Genomic DNA, 14,500 nt, shown 5'->3' on the forward strand with positions numbered 1-14,500 from the left:
CTCATCAAAGGAGAAGACCATGCACCCGCGTCTCGATATGACCAAAGCATCGCCGGAAGCCTTCAAGGCCGCGCTGGCTCTCGAAACTTACGTGCAGAATTCCGGCCTGGAGCGCCGCTTCATCCACCTGATCAAGCTGCGCGCCTCTCGAATCAACGGCTGCGCCTATTGCGTCGACATGCACGTCAAGGAAGCGCGTCATTCCGGGTTGAGCGAACAATGGATCAACATGATGTGCGTCTGGCGTGAATCGCCTGTTTACGACGCCCGCGAACGGGTGCTGCTCGGCTGGGTCGATGCCGTGACCAATATCGCCCAGACGGGCGTGCCGGACGATGTCTTCAATGCGCTGAAGGAGCATTTCTCGGAAACCGAGATCACCATCATCACGGTCGCGATCGGCGCCATCAATGTCTGGAACCGGCTGGCTGTCAGCTTCCGCTCGCAGCATCCGATCGACAAGGTGGCAAAGGCCGCCTGATCAAACAAAAATGGCGCCGCGCCCGGTGAGGGTGCGGCGCCAGAATGCGGGATCGGATGTCCCGCTTTCACCACCTGCAGACCATGGAAAAGGTTGGGCGAGGGGCAGCCAGTGCTGCCCATGCTGTGGCCGGCAGGTTCGTTGAAAAACCTGCATGCCCCTCGCCACCTTGCTTCGCTCGATCGGTCTCCCCGCCTGAGAGACCGATGTCGTTACAAAGCGATATAACGGTCGGCGCGGTGGTTGATGGTCAAGAACAGGTTGAGCACGACAGCGCCGAGCACCGAATAGAACACGACCGGTGGCGTGGTGACGAAGAACGCAACGGCCAGCACGCAGAGATCGATGGCAAGCTGCACCAGACCGGCGCGAATGCCGAAACGCTCCTGCATATAGATGCCGAGAATACCGACGCCGCCGAGGCTGGCGCGGTGGCGATAGAGCGCCAGAACGCCATACCCCAGGAGAAGACCGCCAAGAAGCGCTGCCCAGGCCGGGTGGATGCTGGCGATCTGGAACACCTGTGTCTGGACGTTGGTCAACAGCGAGGTAATCGCGATGGCGATAAAGGTCTTCACCGTGAAGGCCATGCCGAGACGCTTCCACGACAGGTAGAAGAACGGCAGGTTGAGCACAAAGAACGCCAGGCCGAAATTGATGCCGAGCGCATAGTGCAGAAGGAAGGCGACACCGGCGGTGCTGCCCGTCAGAAGACCGGCACTGGCCAATACATAGAGGCCAAGGGCGGCGACGAGGCTGCCCGAAAAGATGCCCTGCACGTCTTCAACTGGCGTATGGCGCGTTGCACTGGTATTCAAGAAGCCAAGGGCATTGATAATGCTCATGTCACGATCTCCGAAGACGGCCAGATACCAGCGCCCGGGTCAGCCCGAACGGCGATGAAAAGAAAAAATGAAGGTGCAAGTGCACCGGCAGTCTCTTCGACAGCGGTGTCTGTGTGCAGTGCAGCAATTATCGGGATTCTGCCTGTTTCAATCAAGCAAAATATGTAAGCAATACTGACCTATTACAACTTCGCAAGAAAACTGCGCTCAGGCCGATGCGCGCGTAAGGAACAGAATGCCGAAGACCGGTTTGCCGCCATCATTGCGAATGGCGGTTTTGCTGACGGCGAGAATATCGAGCCCAAAGCGCTTGCAGAGGTCCTGAACGTAGGTTTCCGAATGGGCGTAGCGCAGCGATGGCCGCAGAATGAAATCGCCGTCTGCATCGGCATCCTCGACCGAAAAGGCAAACAGGCCTTTGCTGCCGAGAAGGGCTGAAGCAATGATGAAGACGCTGTCGAGATTGCCGAGATACATCAGCACATCGGCGGCGCTCAGGAGATCGGCCCGGCGCTCCGGCAGTCCGGCGAACAGCCCGGATGTTTCCGGCAGCAGAGAAAGGTCGGCCTGGGCAAGGTGATCGTAAAGGCCTTTATCCTGCGCCTTCGCCAGCATATTGGCGGAAAGATCGAAACCCTCCAGGCGATCCGCTCTGTCGCGGATGCGCTCGCCGAACAAGCCGGTGCCGCAACCGAGATCGATCACATCTGTGAACCGCGCATCACCCGTATGGTCAGTGATGAGGGCGGCCAGCTTTTCCGGGACGGTATAATCGAGCTTTTCGACAAGCGCCTTGTCGAAGCGGTCGGCATAGTCGTCGAACAGCTGCGCCACATAGAGGCTGGATGGCTGGTCGGGCGTTTCAGCGCCGCCGAGAAGGGCGAGCTTCAGGCCAGCGCCGAAGATATCCTCCGGATTGAGGTCGAGAACTTTGCGCAAGGCGTTGACCGCCGCCTCTTTGCGGCCGGATTTTTCCTCATAGTCGGCGAGACGGAACCAGCCGGCGGCCCAATCGGGCACCAGTTCCAGCGCCTGGGTCATCAGATCGGCCGCATCCATATGATCGCCGCTATCGGCGAGCATATGCGCATATTCGGCGCGGCGGTCGGCGATGAGATCGCCGGAGGAAAGCTGGTTGAGCATCATGGTCCGGGGTCTCGATTAGGCGCCGCCTGCCGGCGGTTTGGGCTTCATGCGCTTGTCGCGTGCAAGTGTAGAAATGGCAAGCGGCGATTTGACGGCAGAGTAGTCGCCAATGTTGGCGGCTTGCAGCAGCGGCCATGGCAGCCTATGTGAAGAAAAACAGGAGAATTGCAGGCTATGGCCGATGGAGTGAACAAGTTTCTGGGCGATACGCCCGGCCGGATAATCGTCAAGCTCCTGGTGGTGTCCGTGATCGTCGGGTTCCTGATGACCATGTTCGGCTGGACACCGTACGGTATCCTCTACACCGTCCGGAATTTCTTCCTCGATCTCTGGCACTCTGGTTTCGCAGCGCTCGGCAGCGTCGGCGATTATCTGCTGCTCGGTGCTGCGGTGGTCATTCCGGTCTTCATCATCCTGCGCGTCCTGAGCTTCCGGCGGTAACATGTACAATCAGAATTTCATGGCCTCCCGGCGCAACTTTCTGCGGGCAGGGGCTGTGCTCTCGCTGGGTGCTCTCGCCAGCTGCGGCACGCCGAAGATAACCCCGAGCGGCAATGGCAGCGATCAGACAAACGCGACGCTGGGGTATATCAATGACCTGAGGAAACAAAAGGGCCTGAAGCCTCTGGTGCGCGACCAAGCGGCGGCGCAGGCCGCCCTGTCACAGGCCTCCCGCATGGCCAAGGCTGGCAAGATGTCGCATCTGATCGGCATGGGCGACAGCTTCCTCGCCCGCATGAAGGGCGGCGGCGTTTCGTTGCCGGCGGCCGAAAACATCGCTGCCGGACAGGACAGTGCCGAAAAGGCCTATACCGCCTGGTTTAACTCGCCCAAGCACCTCGAAAACATGCTCGGGCCGAATTATAGCGGGCTCGGCGTCGCCGTGATGCGGAATCCGGCTTCCGGAAACCGGCCCTATTGGGCCATGGTGCTGTCGACCAGCTGAGTTGATTCCGACGGTTTGCGGGTGGTCTCGAGGACAGAGGCATGCAAACAACGGACATCGGCGAAAACGCCCATGGGGCAGGACCTTTTCTCGTCACCAACCGGCTGATCCTGTCGATCGCCGTACCGATGACGCTGGGCTTCCTGACGACGCCTCTGCTCGGTCTCGTCGATACCGCCGTTGTCGGCCAACTCGGTCAAGCGACGATGCTGGCCGGGCTTGCCATTGGCGCAATCGTGTTTGACCTGATCTTCACGACATTCAATTTCCTGCGCTCGGCAACGACCGGGCTGGTGGCGCAGGCTTTCGGGCGTGGCGACAAAACGGAGGAGCAGGCGGTCTTCTGGCGCTCGCTCAGCATTGCGCTCGTCAGCGGAGCCGCCTCGCTCCTGTTGTCGCCGCTGCTGCTCGCCGCGGGGCTTTGGCTGCTGGCGCCAGGTCCGGATGTCGCAGGCGTGACGCGGACTTACTTCGAATATCGGATACTTGCCGCGCCGGCGGCGCTTGCCAATTATGCCATCCTTGGCTTCGTCCTCGGCCGCGGTCAGGGCACGACGGGGCTGCTGCTGCAGACATTGATCAACGGCATCAACATCGTCCTGTCGATCTTTCTGGGTCTGCATCTTGGCTGGGGCGTCATGGGCGTGGCGCTGGCAACCGCAATCGGCGAGGTGGTCGGCGCGCTTGTCGGGTTCGCGATCGTCGTTTCGCGCTTCGATCGCAGGTTTGCGCCCAGCTGGAAAACGATCTTCTCCCCGGAACGCCTGAAGCCCCTGTTCGGGCTCAACCGCGACATCATGATCCGATCCTTCGTGCTGCTCGCGGCCTTCATGCTGATGACGCGGATCGGCACATCGTTCGGCCCGGTGACGCTGGCGGCCAATTCGGTGCTGATGACGATCTTCCTCGTCGCCGGCTATTATCTCGATGGGTTGGCCAACGCCGCCGAGCAGCTGACCGGCCGGGCGATCGGTGCCCGGTTTCGCCCGGCTTTCGACCGGGTCTTGAAAATGACGGTCATCTGGTCGTTTACGCTGGCGGGATTCACCACCATCGCCCTGCTGATTTTCGGCGACAGGCTGGTCGATCTCCTGACCACCGCGCCTGACGTTCGCCAGGAGGCCTATGCCCACATGCCCTGGGCTGCGATCACGGCTCTGACCGGCGTGCTGGCCTTTTTGATGGATGGCGTCTTCATCGGCGCCACCTGGTCGCGCGACATGCGCAACATGATGCTGCTGGCGTTTGCCGGCTATATCGCGGCACTCTGTCTTCTCGTACCGCTCTTCGGCAATCACGGCCTCTGGGCCGCGCTCAACCTGTTCCTGCTGTTTCGCGGCCTGCTCCTGCTGGCGCTGGTGCCGCGCCGCTCAGCTCAGGCGTTCTTGCCAGCCCAGTAATCCATCCGGCTGCCACGGATATCGCTGATCGACGTCAGTGCCTCGCGGTCGCAGAGCGCCGAGAGACCGCGCACGATCTTGCCTGGCAGCAAGGGGCCCTCGTAGACCATGCAGGAATAAAGCTGGACGAGATTGGCGCCGGCGCGGATCTTTTCCGCTGCCGTCTCGGCCGATGAGACGCCGCCGACGCCGATGATCGGCAGGTCAGCACCAACGCGCTTGCGCATCTTGGCCAGCACGATGGTGGATTTTTCAAACAAAGGCTTGCCGGACAGGCCGCCGCTCTCCTTGGCCTGCCGCTGATCCCTGAGGCCGTCGCGCGACAGCGTCGTGTTGGAGATGATCAGGCCGTCGAGGTGATGCTCCAATGCCACGGCGGCGATATCGTCCATGCCCTCTTCGGTCAGATCAGGCGCGATCTTCAGGAACACCGGCACGCGAATGCCGGCCTTTGCGGCTTCGTCATCGCGGGCGGCAAGCACGGCGGAGAGCAGGGCCGAAAGGCTTTCGCGCGCCTGCAGATCGCGCAGGCCCGGTGTGTTCGGCGAGGAAATGTTGGCGGTGAAATAGCGGGCGACACCATAGAAGGTGCGGATGCCGGTGACATAATCGGCAATGCGATCGGTGCTGTCCTTGTTGGCACCAATATTGACGCCGATCATTGCGGAGCGCGCGCAGGATTTGAGGCGTAGCAACGCTGCCTGATGGCCTTCATTGTTGAAGCCGAGGCGATTGATCACTGCCTCGTCTTCGACTAGCCGGAAGATGCGTGGCTTGTCGTTGCCCGCCTGAGGCTTCGGCGTAACCGTGCCGATCTCGGTAAAGCCGAAACCAAGGCGGAGCAGCGCTTCCGGCACGTCGGCATTTTTGTCGTAACCGGCAGCAAGGCCGATCGGGTTTACAAAGGAGAGGCCGGCGACGGTCTGTGTGAGGCGCGGATCGGCGGGGGCGGCGCAGGCGGGGACGAGGCCGGTTTTCAGGCCCTTGATCGACAGGCCGTGGGCGGCCTCCGGGTCAAGCAGGAAAAGGCCGCGACGGGCCAGCGACTGGAAAACATCGATCATCGGTCAAGCTCCGGGAAGATATGGTTGCCATTCGCATCGAGGAGCAGCGGCTTTTCCCAGATGACGGCATCGAGCGGCAGAGTTGCGTAAAGGTGCGGAAACAAGGCGCCACCGCGCGAGGCCTCGTATACCAGCGCTTCACCGAGCTTTTCGCCGTCGACGGCAACGAGCAGCAAGCCCTCCTGACCGGCGAAATACAGCGCAGCGGTCGTCTTGGCCTGATCGCCGGTCGAAAAATGAATGAAACCATCGGTCAGATCGATCGCCGCGCCCTTGAATTCTCCGCTGTCGCGCGCATCCTGCCATAGAGTTGCCGGAACGATTTTATAGATGATGCTGCGCATGCCGCCGTTTCCTGAAAGCTTGGACGATCTCCTTTGCGGGATTGCCGCAATCTTCTGCGAATGTCCACCGGCAAGCGGGATCGGGCCCTGATTTTTAAGGGTCACCGGATATTTGTTGAGCAAGGAGAATGCAATGAACAGGATGTTGATGCCGGTGGTCACCCTTGGCGGCGTATTTGTGGCGTTTGCTGCCTTGGCGCAGGAGCCAGCCCCCGGGCGTTACGCCATGCAGAAAACCGATAGCGGCATCGCGCGGCTGGATACGCAGACCGGCGAGGTTTCGCTCTGCCAGGAAAAGAACGGCGACATCGTCTGCCGAATGGCCGCTGACGAGCGCACGGCTTTCGAGCTGGAACTGGATCTCCTGAGCAAGCGCGTCGAAACCTTGGAAAAGACAGCCTCGGAAGGCCCCATGGGCATCAAACCAAGGCTTCCGACGAAGGAAGAGATTGACCAGACGATGGGCGTCATGGAAAGAGTGATGCGCAGTTTCATGGGAATTGTGAAAGATCTGGAAAGCGGGGAAAAGCCGACGTCTGACAAGACGGAGGATGTGCCTCAAAAGACCTGACCGGATCTGGACGGCACAGCGGACGAATTGGAGGATTTTTCCGCTGTGGCAGGCCTTCGGGCCGGGCTCTTGGGCCATTGCTCTTGGGAGGGAGCGTCATGACGTCAGGATTGACCATCATCATTGCGGACGATCATCCGCTGTTTCGTGGAGCCATGCGCCAGGCTTTGGCAAGCATGCCGGGCAACCCGGCGATCATCGAGGCAGGCGATTTCACGTCGGCGCGGCAGGCGGCGATCGACAATGCGTCGGTCGATCTGATGCTGCTCGACTTGACCATGCCGGGTGTCAGCGGGCTTTCCGGGCTGATTGCGCTTCGGGCCGAATTCCACAGCCTGCCGGTGATGATCGTTTCGGCCCATGACGATCCGGCGACGATCCAGCGGGCGCTCGAACTCGGCGCGTCCGGCTTCCTGTCCAAGTCCGCCGGCATCGACGAAATACGCCTGGGGATCGATACGGTAATGGCCGGCGATATCTTCACGCCGCCGGGCTTCCAGCGCGGCATGGAACATGAACCGGAAGTGGCAGCTCTGCTGCACCGGTTGCAGACGCTGACCCCGCAGCAATCGCGCGTGCTCGGCATGCTCGCCGAAGGCCTGCTCAACAAGCAGATCGCTTACGAACTTGGCGTTTCCGAGGCGACGATCAAGGCCCATGTCTCGGCCATATTGCTCAAGCTCAATGTTGACAGCCGGACACAGGCTGTCATTCAACTCGGCAAGATTTCTGCTGTGGCTGCCTGAGGCAGCGTCGGTTGCTCGGTTTCATTATTTGATAGACGGAAACTTTCCTCCGTCATGCCTGTGCTCGTCACCGGGGTCCAGCCACCGCGCGTCGGCGCGGTGAGGGCTGTTTATTCATGGCCAGCCTGGTCTTTGCGCCATGGACATGGCGCACTGGATCCCCGCCACAAGGGCGAGGATGACGGGAGGGGAGTTGTCTACCCTCAAATGATATCACTCAGCCGCCGCCTTCATCGATACCGACAGCTGCGTCAGCCAGGCTCGCATCGAAGCGGGACGGACGGGTTTGTTTTGCAGGGTGATCCCGTCACGCTCGGCGGCAGCGCGCACTTCGGGGGAGCGATCGGCCGTGACCAGCAGCGACGGAATGTCGGAGCCGAAATAAAGCCGGATGGCGCGGATCATGTCGATGCCGGTGCCATCGTCCAGGTGGTAGTCGGCAATGATGGCGTCGGGGCGCAGATCAACGGCAGCCAGGCCTTGCTGCCAGACGTCGAGTGACGGGGTGGTCGATACCCTGCAGCCCCAGCCTTCCAGCAGCAGTTTCATGCCCTCAAGGATCAACGGTTCGTTGTCGATGCACAGCACGCGCAGCCCGTGCAGCGGTTCGGCGGTGCGAATGGGCTCCGACGGAATGACCTTGGCGCTGTTGGCAGCCGTGCGGTCGATCGGCATCCGCACGCGGAAGCGCGTGCCCTTGCCGGGTTTCGATTGCAGATCGACGCTGTGGTTGAGAACGCGCGAGATGCGGTCGACGATCGACAGCCCGAGCCCGAGACCGGCTGCGGTCTTGGCACCTTCGTCGAGACGGGCAAACTCCTTGAAGACGGTACGGAACTTGGATGCCGGAATGCCGATGCCGGAATCAAGCACCTGGATCACCGCATCGCCGCCCTCGCGCCGCACGCCGACCAGTACCTTGCCGGTCAGCGTGTATTTGATGGCATTGGACACGAGGTTCTGCACCAGCCGGCGCAACAGGTTTGGATCGGTGCGCACCGTCAGCGACGTCGGCATCACGGTGAGCTCAAGGTTGGCAGCGCGGGCGACCGGCGCGAAATCGGTCTCGATCCGCCGCAGCAGATCGTTGAGCGGTACCGATTGCAGGCGCGGCTTCATCGCGCCGGTATCGAGGCGGGAGATATCGAGCACGGCGCCGAGAATGCTCTCGACCGATTCCAGCGACGAATCGATATTCTGCACCAGCAGGCTGTTTTCCGATTCCCCGAGCCGCTCGACAAGCGACGAGGAATAGAGGCGGGCGGCGTTGAGCGGCTGGAGGATGTCGTGGCCGGCAGCAGCGAAGAACCGCGTCTTGCCGATATTGGCTTCTTCGGCAGCAGCACGAGCCTCGGCCACCTCCTTGTTGACGCGGGTCAGCTCGCCGGTGCGTTCGGCAACGCGAAGTTCCAGCGTTTCGTTCGCCTGTTTCAGCGCCATGTCGGCGGCGACGCGCTGGGTGATGTCGGTATAGGTGGTAACGATACCCTTGTCGGGCATGGCGTTGGTGCGCACTTCGATGATGCGCGCGCCGCCGGAAAGTTCGAGCAGGAACGGTTTGTCGAGCGTCAGGAAATTCGCCACCAGCCGCTTGCCGTCCTCCTTGCGGATATCGCCGCGCTGGGTGAGCATCGAGACGATTTCGGCCAGCGGAAAGCCGACCTGTCCGGCGCTTTCCGGCAGGTCTAGCAATTGCCGGAACCGGCGGTTCCAGATGATCAGGTTGTTGGAACTGTCGAAAACGGCGATCCCCTGATCCATCTGGGAAAGCGCCGTCTGCAGCATGTCCTGATTGTATTGCAGGGCTTCAGACGCCTGGTCGAGAAGCCAGGCCGTGTCCGACGAGGTGTCGTCGAGCCGTTGCAGCACCAGCGACAACACCAGCCGGGCCGAGGACGAGCCGATGGCGCTGCCGAGCAGCTGTTCGGAGAAATGGATCAGACCCATATCGGCCGGCAGGTGATCTTCCAGCCAGCGGCCCGACTGGCGCTCATAGGTCTGGAAAGAGCGCTGCATCCGTTCCTGGCCCAGATAGCGGGCGATGGTGGTTTTCAGATCGAGCACAGTGATCTTGGTCTTGCGGCCACGAAAGGCCTTTTCGGTGCGCGATTTGCGGCGGATGAACACGCCTGCCTGCACTCGCTCCAGCGGTTTCGGCGCCCGGGTCAGCGAGCCGACGACATAGGCGACGACGTTCACCAGCAGGCTGAGCGCCGACGCATTGACCAGTGGGTCGGCTTCGGGGCCGGAAAACAGCGTGGTAAAGGGGAAAAGAAAGCCGAGCACGGTCGCTGCGACATGCGAATTATCCGGTCCGCCAAGGCTCGGCAGGAACAGCAGATAGGCCCAGACGAGGAAGCCAAGCGTCATGCCGGCGATGGCGCCGCGGGCATTCGCCTGGCGCCAGACAAGGCCGCCGAACAGCGCTGGAGCCATCTGCGAAATGGCGGCAAAGGCGAGAAGGCCGAGCGAGGCAAGGCCGGCACTCATGTCGGCGGAGCGGTAATAGGCATAGCCGAGCAGCAGGACGACGAAGATCGCAGTACGCCGGACGTTGAGCAGGGTGCCGGCCACGTCCTGCGAGCCGCCGCGGCCCATCAGGTTGCGCCTGAGGAAAACCGGCATGATGATATCGTTGGAAATCATGATTGATAGCGCGACCGACGCGACGATGACCATGGCGGTTGCTGCGGAGAAGCCACCGATGAAGGTGATCATGGTCAGCACCGGCATGTCGGCGGCAAGCGGCAGCGTCAGCAGATAGAGGTCGGCATCGCCGCTGCCGGCAAAGGTCAGCACGCCGGCGATGGCGACCGGCAGCACGAACAGGTTGATGGCGACGAGATAGATCGGGAAAAGGATACCGGCGGTGCGCAGGTCCTTCTCGGTACGATTTTCGACCACCGTGACATGGAACTGGCGGGGCAGCATGATGATAGCAAAGGCGGAAAGGACGACGAGCAATATCCAGCGCGGCAACGGCGTCTGGTAGTTGAGCGCTGTCATCACTTGCTGGTTGGCAAGTGCCTTGGCCCAAAGGTCGCTCGGGCCGTCGAACAGGAAGAAGATGACATAGATCCCGGCGGTGACCAGAGCCAGCAGCTTGACCACCGATTCCATCGCAATCGCCAGGATCAGCCCGTCCTGATGCTCGGTCGCATCGGTATGGCGGGTGCCGAAAATGATGGCGAAGCAGGCGAGGAAAAGCGTCACCAGCAGCGGCAGGTCGATGAAATCCTGGCCGGAACCGATGCCGTAGCCGCTGGTATCGACCATCGCCGAGACCGAACTCGATACGGCCTTGAGCTGCAAGGCGATATAAGGGATGGCGCCGATCAGCGAAATCAGTGCGACGATGGCGGCCACCATCGGGTTCTTGCCGTAGCGCGCGGCAATGAAATCGGCAACCGAGGTCAGTTTCTCGGCCTTGGCGAGCGCGATAATCCGGCGGATGACCGGCAGACCGATGGTGAACATCAGGATCGGGCCGATATAGATGCCGGTGAACTCCAGCCCGCGCTCGGCCGCAAGACCGACACCGCCGAAATAGGTCCAGGACGTGCAGTAGATCGCCAGGCTCAAGGCATAGACCAGCGGCCTGCCCTTTCCGGCAGGGGCGGTCTTCCACGCCTTGCGATCGCCATAACTTGCCACTGCAAACAACAGCAACAGGTAGCCGAACGCAGCGGCGAAAATGATCGAGCCCGAGAGCATATCTCCTCCTTCTCCCGCTTGGAGCATAGGACAAGACGGTTGGGAAGAAAATCGGTCCGGCCTAAGCCTTAAGTCAAAGAAACGACGACTCTTTCTCCGTCGAATCGTGATAGCGCGAAGCCACGCTATTTTTGATCGCGCAATTTACAAGATTTCGATTTCGGCTAGCATCCACTGTGCACCCGGCTGCGTAGAACAGGCAGACACAGCTGGTTTGAGGTCACAGACAAGGAGAGAGTAATGCTGAATGAATTCAAGGCATTTATTGCCCGGGGTAATGTCATGGACCTCGCGGTCGGTATCATCATCGGTGGTGCTTTCACGCTGATCGTCAATTCGCTGGTTGGCGACATCATCATGCCGGTCATCGGCGCGATCACCGGCGGCCTCGATTTCTCCAACTTTTTCTTGCCGCTCTCCAGCACAGTGACCGCGACATCGCTTGCTGCAGCACGCGAGCAGGGCGCTGTTTTTGCTTACGGCAATTTCCTCACCGTGGTGATCAATTTCCTCATTCTCGCCTGGATCATTTTCCTGATGGTCAAAGCCGTCAACAAGATGCGCGTTTCGATGGAGAAGCAGAAGAACGAAGAGCCTGCGGCACCGCCACCGGTGGACGTCCAGCTTCTCACCGAAATCCGCGATCTCCTCAAGACGCAGAGAGCATAGGACATATTTCGCGGTCTCTACACGGGCGTCGATACATCACCAGAATCGATAAATCCGTCACTGAATATCGCGTGATAGTGATCTGAAAAACAGCTAGAAGCGGCGGGCAAACAGGAGCCCGCCGATGACAATACTTGCCAGCCTCAGCCCCAGATCGCTTTCCGCGCCGGAAAGCGGCATTGTTGAACTGGTCAATTATGCGCGTGGGCGCGAGGGGCTCATCCCGCTCTGGGTTGGCGAGGGCGATCTGCCAACACCGGATTTCATCTCGCAGGCAGCCCAGGATTCGCTGAAAGCCGGTGAGACCTTCTACACTTGGCAGCGCGGCATCCCAGCTTTGCGCGAAGCGCTGTCGCGCTATTACCAGCGCCATTTCGCAAAAACCCTTTCGCCGGACAATTTCTATGTGACCGGTTCCGGCATGCAGTCGATCAAGCTCGCCATTGAGGCGGTGACATCTCCGGGCGACGAGATGGTGTTTCTGACGCCGGCCTGGCCGAACTTTGCCGCCAGCGCCGAGCTGTCCGGTGTGCGTGCGGTGGCGGTGCCGCTCAGCTTCGAAGACGGAAAATGGCAGCTCGATATCGGTAAGCTGGAAGCGGCGATCACCGAAAAGACGAAGGCGCTGTTTGTCAATACGCCGTCAAACCCGACCGGCTGGACGGCCACGCATGAAGACCTGCGAGCGATCCTCGCGCTTGCCCGCAAACACGGCCTGTGGATCATGGCCGATGAGATATATGCGCTCTATTCCTACAACGGTGATCGCGCACCGTCCTTCCTCGACGTGATGGAAGAGGACGAGCGCATCCTGTTCGTCAATTCCTTCTCGAAGAACTGGTCGATGACCGGCTGGCGCGCCGGCTGGATCGTGGCGCCGCCGGCGATCGGCCAGGTGCTGGAAAATCTCATCCAGTATTCGACATCCGGCGTGGCGCAGTTCATCCAGGCGGGCGGCGTCGCGGCGCTTGACCATGGTGATGCGTTCGTTGCCGAAAATGTCGCCAAGGCGACCCGCTCGCGTGACCTGCTGTGCGATGCGCTGATCGCCACCAACCGGGTGCAGACGCTCAAGCCGGACGGTGCGATCTACGCCTTCCTAAAGATCGATGGCGTCACCGATGCACGGCGCGCCGCCCTCGATATCGTCGATAAAACCGGTGTTGGCCTGGCGCCGGGCACCGCGTTTGGCGAGGGCGGGTCGCTGTTCATGCGCGCCTGTTTCCTGCGCGATCCCAAGCAGATTGCCATCGCGGCCGAACGGTTGGCAGGCTATATCGCCGCGCTCTGATCCTGCTTTGGACGCACCGCACTGCACAAAGGCCTTGTGAAACGCGCGCTGAACGGGTTTTATCCCGGTCACTTTGAACAGCGCAGGAGCAGGCAATGGCGGTATTGGTAACGGGCGGCGGCGGATATATCGGCAGCCACATGGTCTGGGCATTGCTGGACGCCGGTGAACAGGTCGTTGTTATCGATCGCCTGTCGACCGGCTTCCGCTGGGCGATTGCTCCCGAAGCGCGTTTCTATGAAGGCGATATCGCCGACACCGCGCTGATGCAGCAGATCTTTGCCGATAATGACATCGACTCCATCATCCATTTCGCCGGTTCGATTGTCGTGCCGGAATCGGTTGCCGATCCGCTCGGCTACTACGAAAACAACACCGTCAAATCGCGCAGCCTGATTGCCAGCGCCGTCGAGGCCGGTATTCCCTATTTCGTGTTTTCCTCGACGGCTGCGGTCTATGGAACACCGGATGTGCTGGAGCCGGTGACGGAGAGCGTCAATCTCAAGCCGGAATCGCCCTATGGTTCGTCGAAGCTGATGACCGAAATCATGCTGCGCGATACGGCGGCCGCCCATGCCTTCACCTACACGGCGCTGCGCTATTTCAATGTCGCCGGTGCCGATCCGAAGGGCCGCAGCGGCCAATCATCGGCAGTTGCCACTCATCTGATCAAGGTTGCCTGCGCAACGGCATTGGGAAAACGCGACTCGATGAGCGTGTTCGGCACGGATTATCCGACGCGGGATGGAACCTGCGTGCGTGACTATATCCATGTCTGGGATCTGGTTCAGGCGCATCTGAAAGCGCTGCAGCGCATGCGCGCCGGTGGCGGCTCGCTGGCCGCCAATTGCGGCTATGGCCACGGGTTCTCGGTGCTCGAAGTGCTGGATGCCGTGCGCAAGGTGCATGGGCAGGATTTCCCCGTGACGTTTTCGGAGCGGCGCGCGGGCGACCCCGCGATGATCGTCGCCAACCCGGCACTGGCCAGGCAGGAGCTTGGATGGGTGCCGCAATATGACGATCTGGACGGCATCATCCGGAGTGCGCTGGATTGGGAACTGCATCTGATGCGCAAGAATTCTTTCTAATATTCAAGTGATTAGCGCCTGTCCGGTTTGACGCCGGGCAGGCGCTTTGCTTTGCTCCTGCTGCCTCTCCAGTTTGACGACAGTTTCACCCTCTAGGGTAACGGTCAGAATAGACTGACTGGATCTGAAGCATGATGGAGTTTTCGCGCCTTAAAAACCGTATGACCGCAAGGCCTAAGGCTCTGCAGTCAAACG

At 60.7% G+C, this 14,500-nt stretch carries 14 protein-coding genes; 9 read left to right on the forward strand and 5 right to left on the reverse strand.

Going from position 1 to position 14,500, the window contains the following annotated elements; all coding sequences use genetic code 11:
* The first annotated feature begins 19 nt into the window (after window positions 1–19).
* Window positions 20–481: a carboxymuconolactone decarboxylase family protein gene (locus R6X40_RS14300; RefSeq protein WP_318414461.1), complete on the forward strand. Its 462-nt coding sequence runs from the start codon at window positions 20–22 to the stop codon at window positions 479–481.
* A gap of 212 nt (window positions 482–693) precedes the next feature.
* On the opposite strand, the gene R6X40_RS14305 is transcribed toward R6X40_RS14300, so the two are convergent.
* Together R6X40_RS14305 and R6X40_RS14310 are read right to left on the reverse strand one after the other, a co-directional pair.
* The gene (locus tag R6X40_RS14305) at window positions 694–1,326 is read right to left on the reverse strand and encodes a YitT family protein (protein ID WP_318414462.1); all 633 of its coding nucleotides are present in this window, start codon (window positions 1,324–1,326) and stop codon (window positions 694–696) included.
* A gap of 207 nt (window positions 1,327–1,533) precedes the next feature.
* Window positions 1,534–2,472, reverse strand: a complete 939-nt coding sequence (locus R6X40_RS14310; RefSeq protein WP_318414463.1) for a methyltransferase domain-containing protein — start codon at window positions 2,470–2,472, stop codon at window positions 1,534–1,536.
* Between the two features lie 174 nt (window positions 2,473–2,646).
* Between R6X40_RS14310 and R6X40_RS14315 the strand changes: the two genes are divergently transcribed.
* The 3 genes from R6X40_RS14315 to R6X40_RS14325 are packed head-to-tail and all read left to right on the forward strand — an operon-like array spanning window position 2,647 to window position 4,818.
* Window positions 2,647–2,913, forward strand: coding sequence for a DUF6460 domain-containing protein (locus R6X40_RS14315; protein ID WP_318414464.1), 267 nt, complete (start codon window positions 2,647–2,649; stop codon window positions 2,911–2,913).
* Between the two features lies 1 nt (window position 2,914).
* Window positions 2,915–3,418 (forward strand): CAP domain-containing protein, encoded by a 504-nt coding sequence (locus R6X40_RS14320; protein WP_318414465.1) that lies wholly within the window; start codon window positions 2,915–2,917, stop codon window positions 3,416–3,418.
* A gap of 41 nt (window positions 3,419–3,459) precedes the next feature.
* Window positions 3,460–4,818: an MATE family efflux transporter gene (locus tag R6X40_RS14325; protein ID WP_318414466.1), complete on the forward strand. Its 1,359-nt coding sequence runs from the start codon at window positions 3,460–3,462 to the stop codon at window positions 4,816–4,818.
* Here the strand turns inward: R6X40_RS14325 and R6X40_RS14330 are convergent.
* Window positions 4,794–5,882, reverse strand: coding sequence for a quinone-dependent dihydroorotate dehydrogenase (locus R6X40_RS14330; RefSeq protein ID WP_318414467.1), 1,089 nt, complete (start codon window positions 5,880–5,882; stop codon window positions 4,794–4,796). The two genes, R6X40_RS14325 and R6X40_RS14330, sit on opposite strands and share 25 nt — an antisense overlap.
* On the reverse strand, window positions 5,879–6,226 hold the full coding sequence (locus tag R6X40_RS14335) for a DUF952 domain-containing protein (protein WP_318414468.1): 348 nt from the start codon (window positions 6,224–6,226) through the stop codon (window positions 5,879–5,881). The genes R6X40_RS14330 and R6X40_RS14335 overlap by 4 nt, the downstream gene beginning before the upstream one ends.
* Before the next feature lie 133 nt (window positions 6,227–6,359).
* Between R6X40_RS14335 and R6X40_RS14340 the strand changes: the two genes are divergently transcribed.
* Together R6X40_RS14340 and R6X40_RS14345 are read left to right on the forward strand one after the other, a co-directional pair.
* Window positions 6,360–6,797: a hypothetical protein gene (locus tag R6X40_RS14340; RefSeq protein ID WP_412178382.1), complete on the forward strand. Its 438-nt coding sequence runs from the start codon at window positions 6,360–6,362 to the stop codon at window positions 6,795–6,797.
* Window positions 6,798–6,895: 98 nt separating this feature from the next.
* Complete coding sequence (locus tag R6X40_RS14345) at window positions 6,896–7,543, forward strand: response regulator transcription factor (protein ID WP_318414469.1); 648 nt, start codon at window positions 6,896–6,898, stop codon at window positions 7,541–7,543.
* A gap of 213 nt (window positions 7,544–7,756) precedes the next feature.
* Here the strand turns inward: R6X40_RS14345 and R6X40_RS14350 are convergent, their stop codons facing one another.
* Window positions 7,757–11,257 (reverse strand): PAS-domain containing protein, encoded by a 3,501-nt coding sequence (locus R6X40_RS14350; RefSeq protein WP_318414470.1) that lies wholly within the window; start codon window positions 11,255–11,257, stop codon window positions 7,757–7,759.
* A gap of 240 nt (window positions 11,258–11,497) precedes the next feature.
* Between R6X40_RS14350 and mscL the strand changes: the two genes are divergently transcribed.
* The 3 genes from mscL to galE all read left to right on the forward strand — a co-directional run bounded on the left by mscL (window position 11,498) and on the right by galE (window position 14,305).
* Window positions 11,498–11,926, forward strand: coding sequence for a large conductance mechanosensitive channel protein MscL (gene mscL / locus R6X40_RS14355; RefSeq protein WP_318414471.1), 429 nt, complete (start codon window positions 11,498–11,500; stop codon window positions 11,924–11,926).
* A 124-nt stretch (window positions 11,927–12,050) separates the two neighbouring features.
* Entirely contained in the window at window positions 12,051–13,217 is a 1,167-nt protein-coding gene (locus R6X40_RS14360; RefSeq protein WP_318414472.1) for a pyridoxal phosphate-dependent aminotransferase, read from the forward strand.
* 95 nt (window positions 13,218–13,312) lie between these two features.
* Window positions 13,313–14,305 (forward strand): UDP-glucose 4-epimerase GalE, encoded by a 993-nt coding sequence (gene galE, locus R6X40_RS14365; protein WP_318414473.1) that lies wholly within the window; start codon window positions 13,313–13,315, stop codon window positions 14,303–14,305.
* Window positions 14,306–14,500 lie beyond the last annotated feature (195 nt).

Source organism: Rhizobium sp. PL01, assembly GCF_033447125.1.
Taxonomy (GTDB): Bacteria; Pseudomonadota; Alphaproteobacteria; order Rhizobiales; family Rhizobiaceae; genus Pararhizobium.

Excerpts from the sequence above, each read along its gene's own strand:
- R6X40_RS14310 (WP_318414463.1), bottom strand. The coding sequence starts at position 2,472 with ATGATGCTCAACCAGCTTTCCTCCGGCGATCTCATCGCCGACCGCCGC.
- R6X40_RS14325 (WP_318414466.1), top strand. The coding sequence starts at position 3,460 with ATGCAAACAACGGACATCGGCGAAAACGCCCATGGGGCAGGACCTTTT.
- R6X40_RS14340 (WP_412178382.1), top strand. The coding sequence starts at position 6,360 with ATGAACAGGATGTTGATGCCGGTGGTCACCCTTGGCGGCGTATTTGTG.
- mscL (WP_318414471.1), top strand. The coding sequence starts at position 11,498 with ATGCTGAATGAATTCAAGGCATTTATTGCCCGGGGTAATGTCATGGAC.
- R6X40_RS14350 (WP_318414470.1), bottom strand. The coding sequence starts at position 11,257 with ATGCTCTCGGGCTCGATCATTTTCGCCGCTGCGTTCGGCTACCTGTTG.
- R6X40_RS14330 (WP_318414467.1), bottom strand. The coding sequence starts at position 5,882 with ATGATCGATGTTTTCCAGTCGCTGGCCCGTCGCGGCCTTTTCCTGCTT.
- R6X40_RS14345 (WP_318414469.1), top strand. The coding sequence starts at position 6,896 with ATGACGTCAGGATTGACCATCATCATTGCGGACGATCATCCGCTGTTT.
- R6X40_RS14305 (WP_318414462.1), bottom strand. The coding sequence starts at position 1,326 with ATGAGCATTATCAATGCCCTTGGCTTCTTGAATACCAGTGCAACGCGC.
- R6X40_RS14320 (WP_318414465.1), top strand. The coding sequence starts at position 2,915 with ATGTACAATCAGAATTTCATGGCCTCCCGGCGCAACTTTCTGCGGGCA.
- R6X40_RS14360 (WP_318414472.1), top strand. The coding sequence starts at position 12,051 with ATGACAATACTTGCCAGCCTCAGCCCCAGATCGCTTTCCGCGCCGGAA.
- galE (WP_318414473.1), top strand. The coding sequence starts at position 13,313 with ATGGCGGTATTGGTAACGGGCGGCGGCGGATATATCGGCAGCCACATG.
- R6X40_RS14300 (WP_318414461.1), top strand. The coding sequence starts at position 20 with ATGCACCCGCGTCTCGATATGACCAAAGCATCGCCGGAAGCCTTCAAG.
- R6X40_RS14335 (WP_318414468.1), bottom strand. The coding sequence starts at position 6,226 with ATGCGCAGCATCATCTATAAAATCGTTCCGGCAACTCTATGGCAGGAT.
- R6X40_RS14315 (WP_318414464.1), top strand. The coding sequence starts at position 2,647 with ATGGCCGATGGAGTGAACAAGTTTCTGGGCGATACGCCCGGCCGGATA.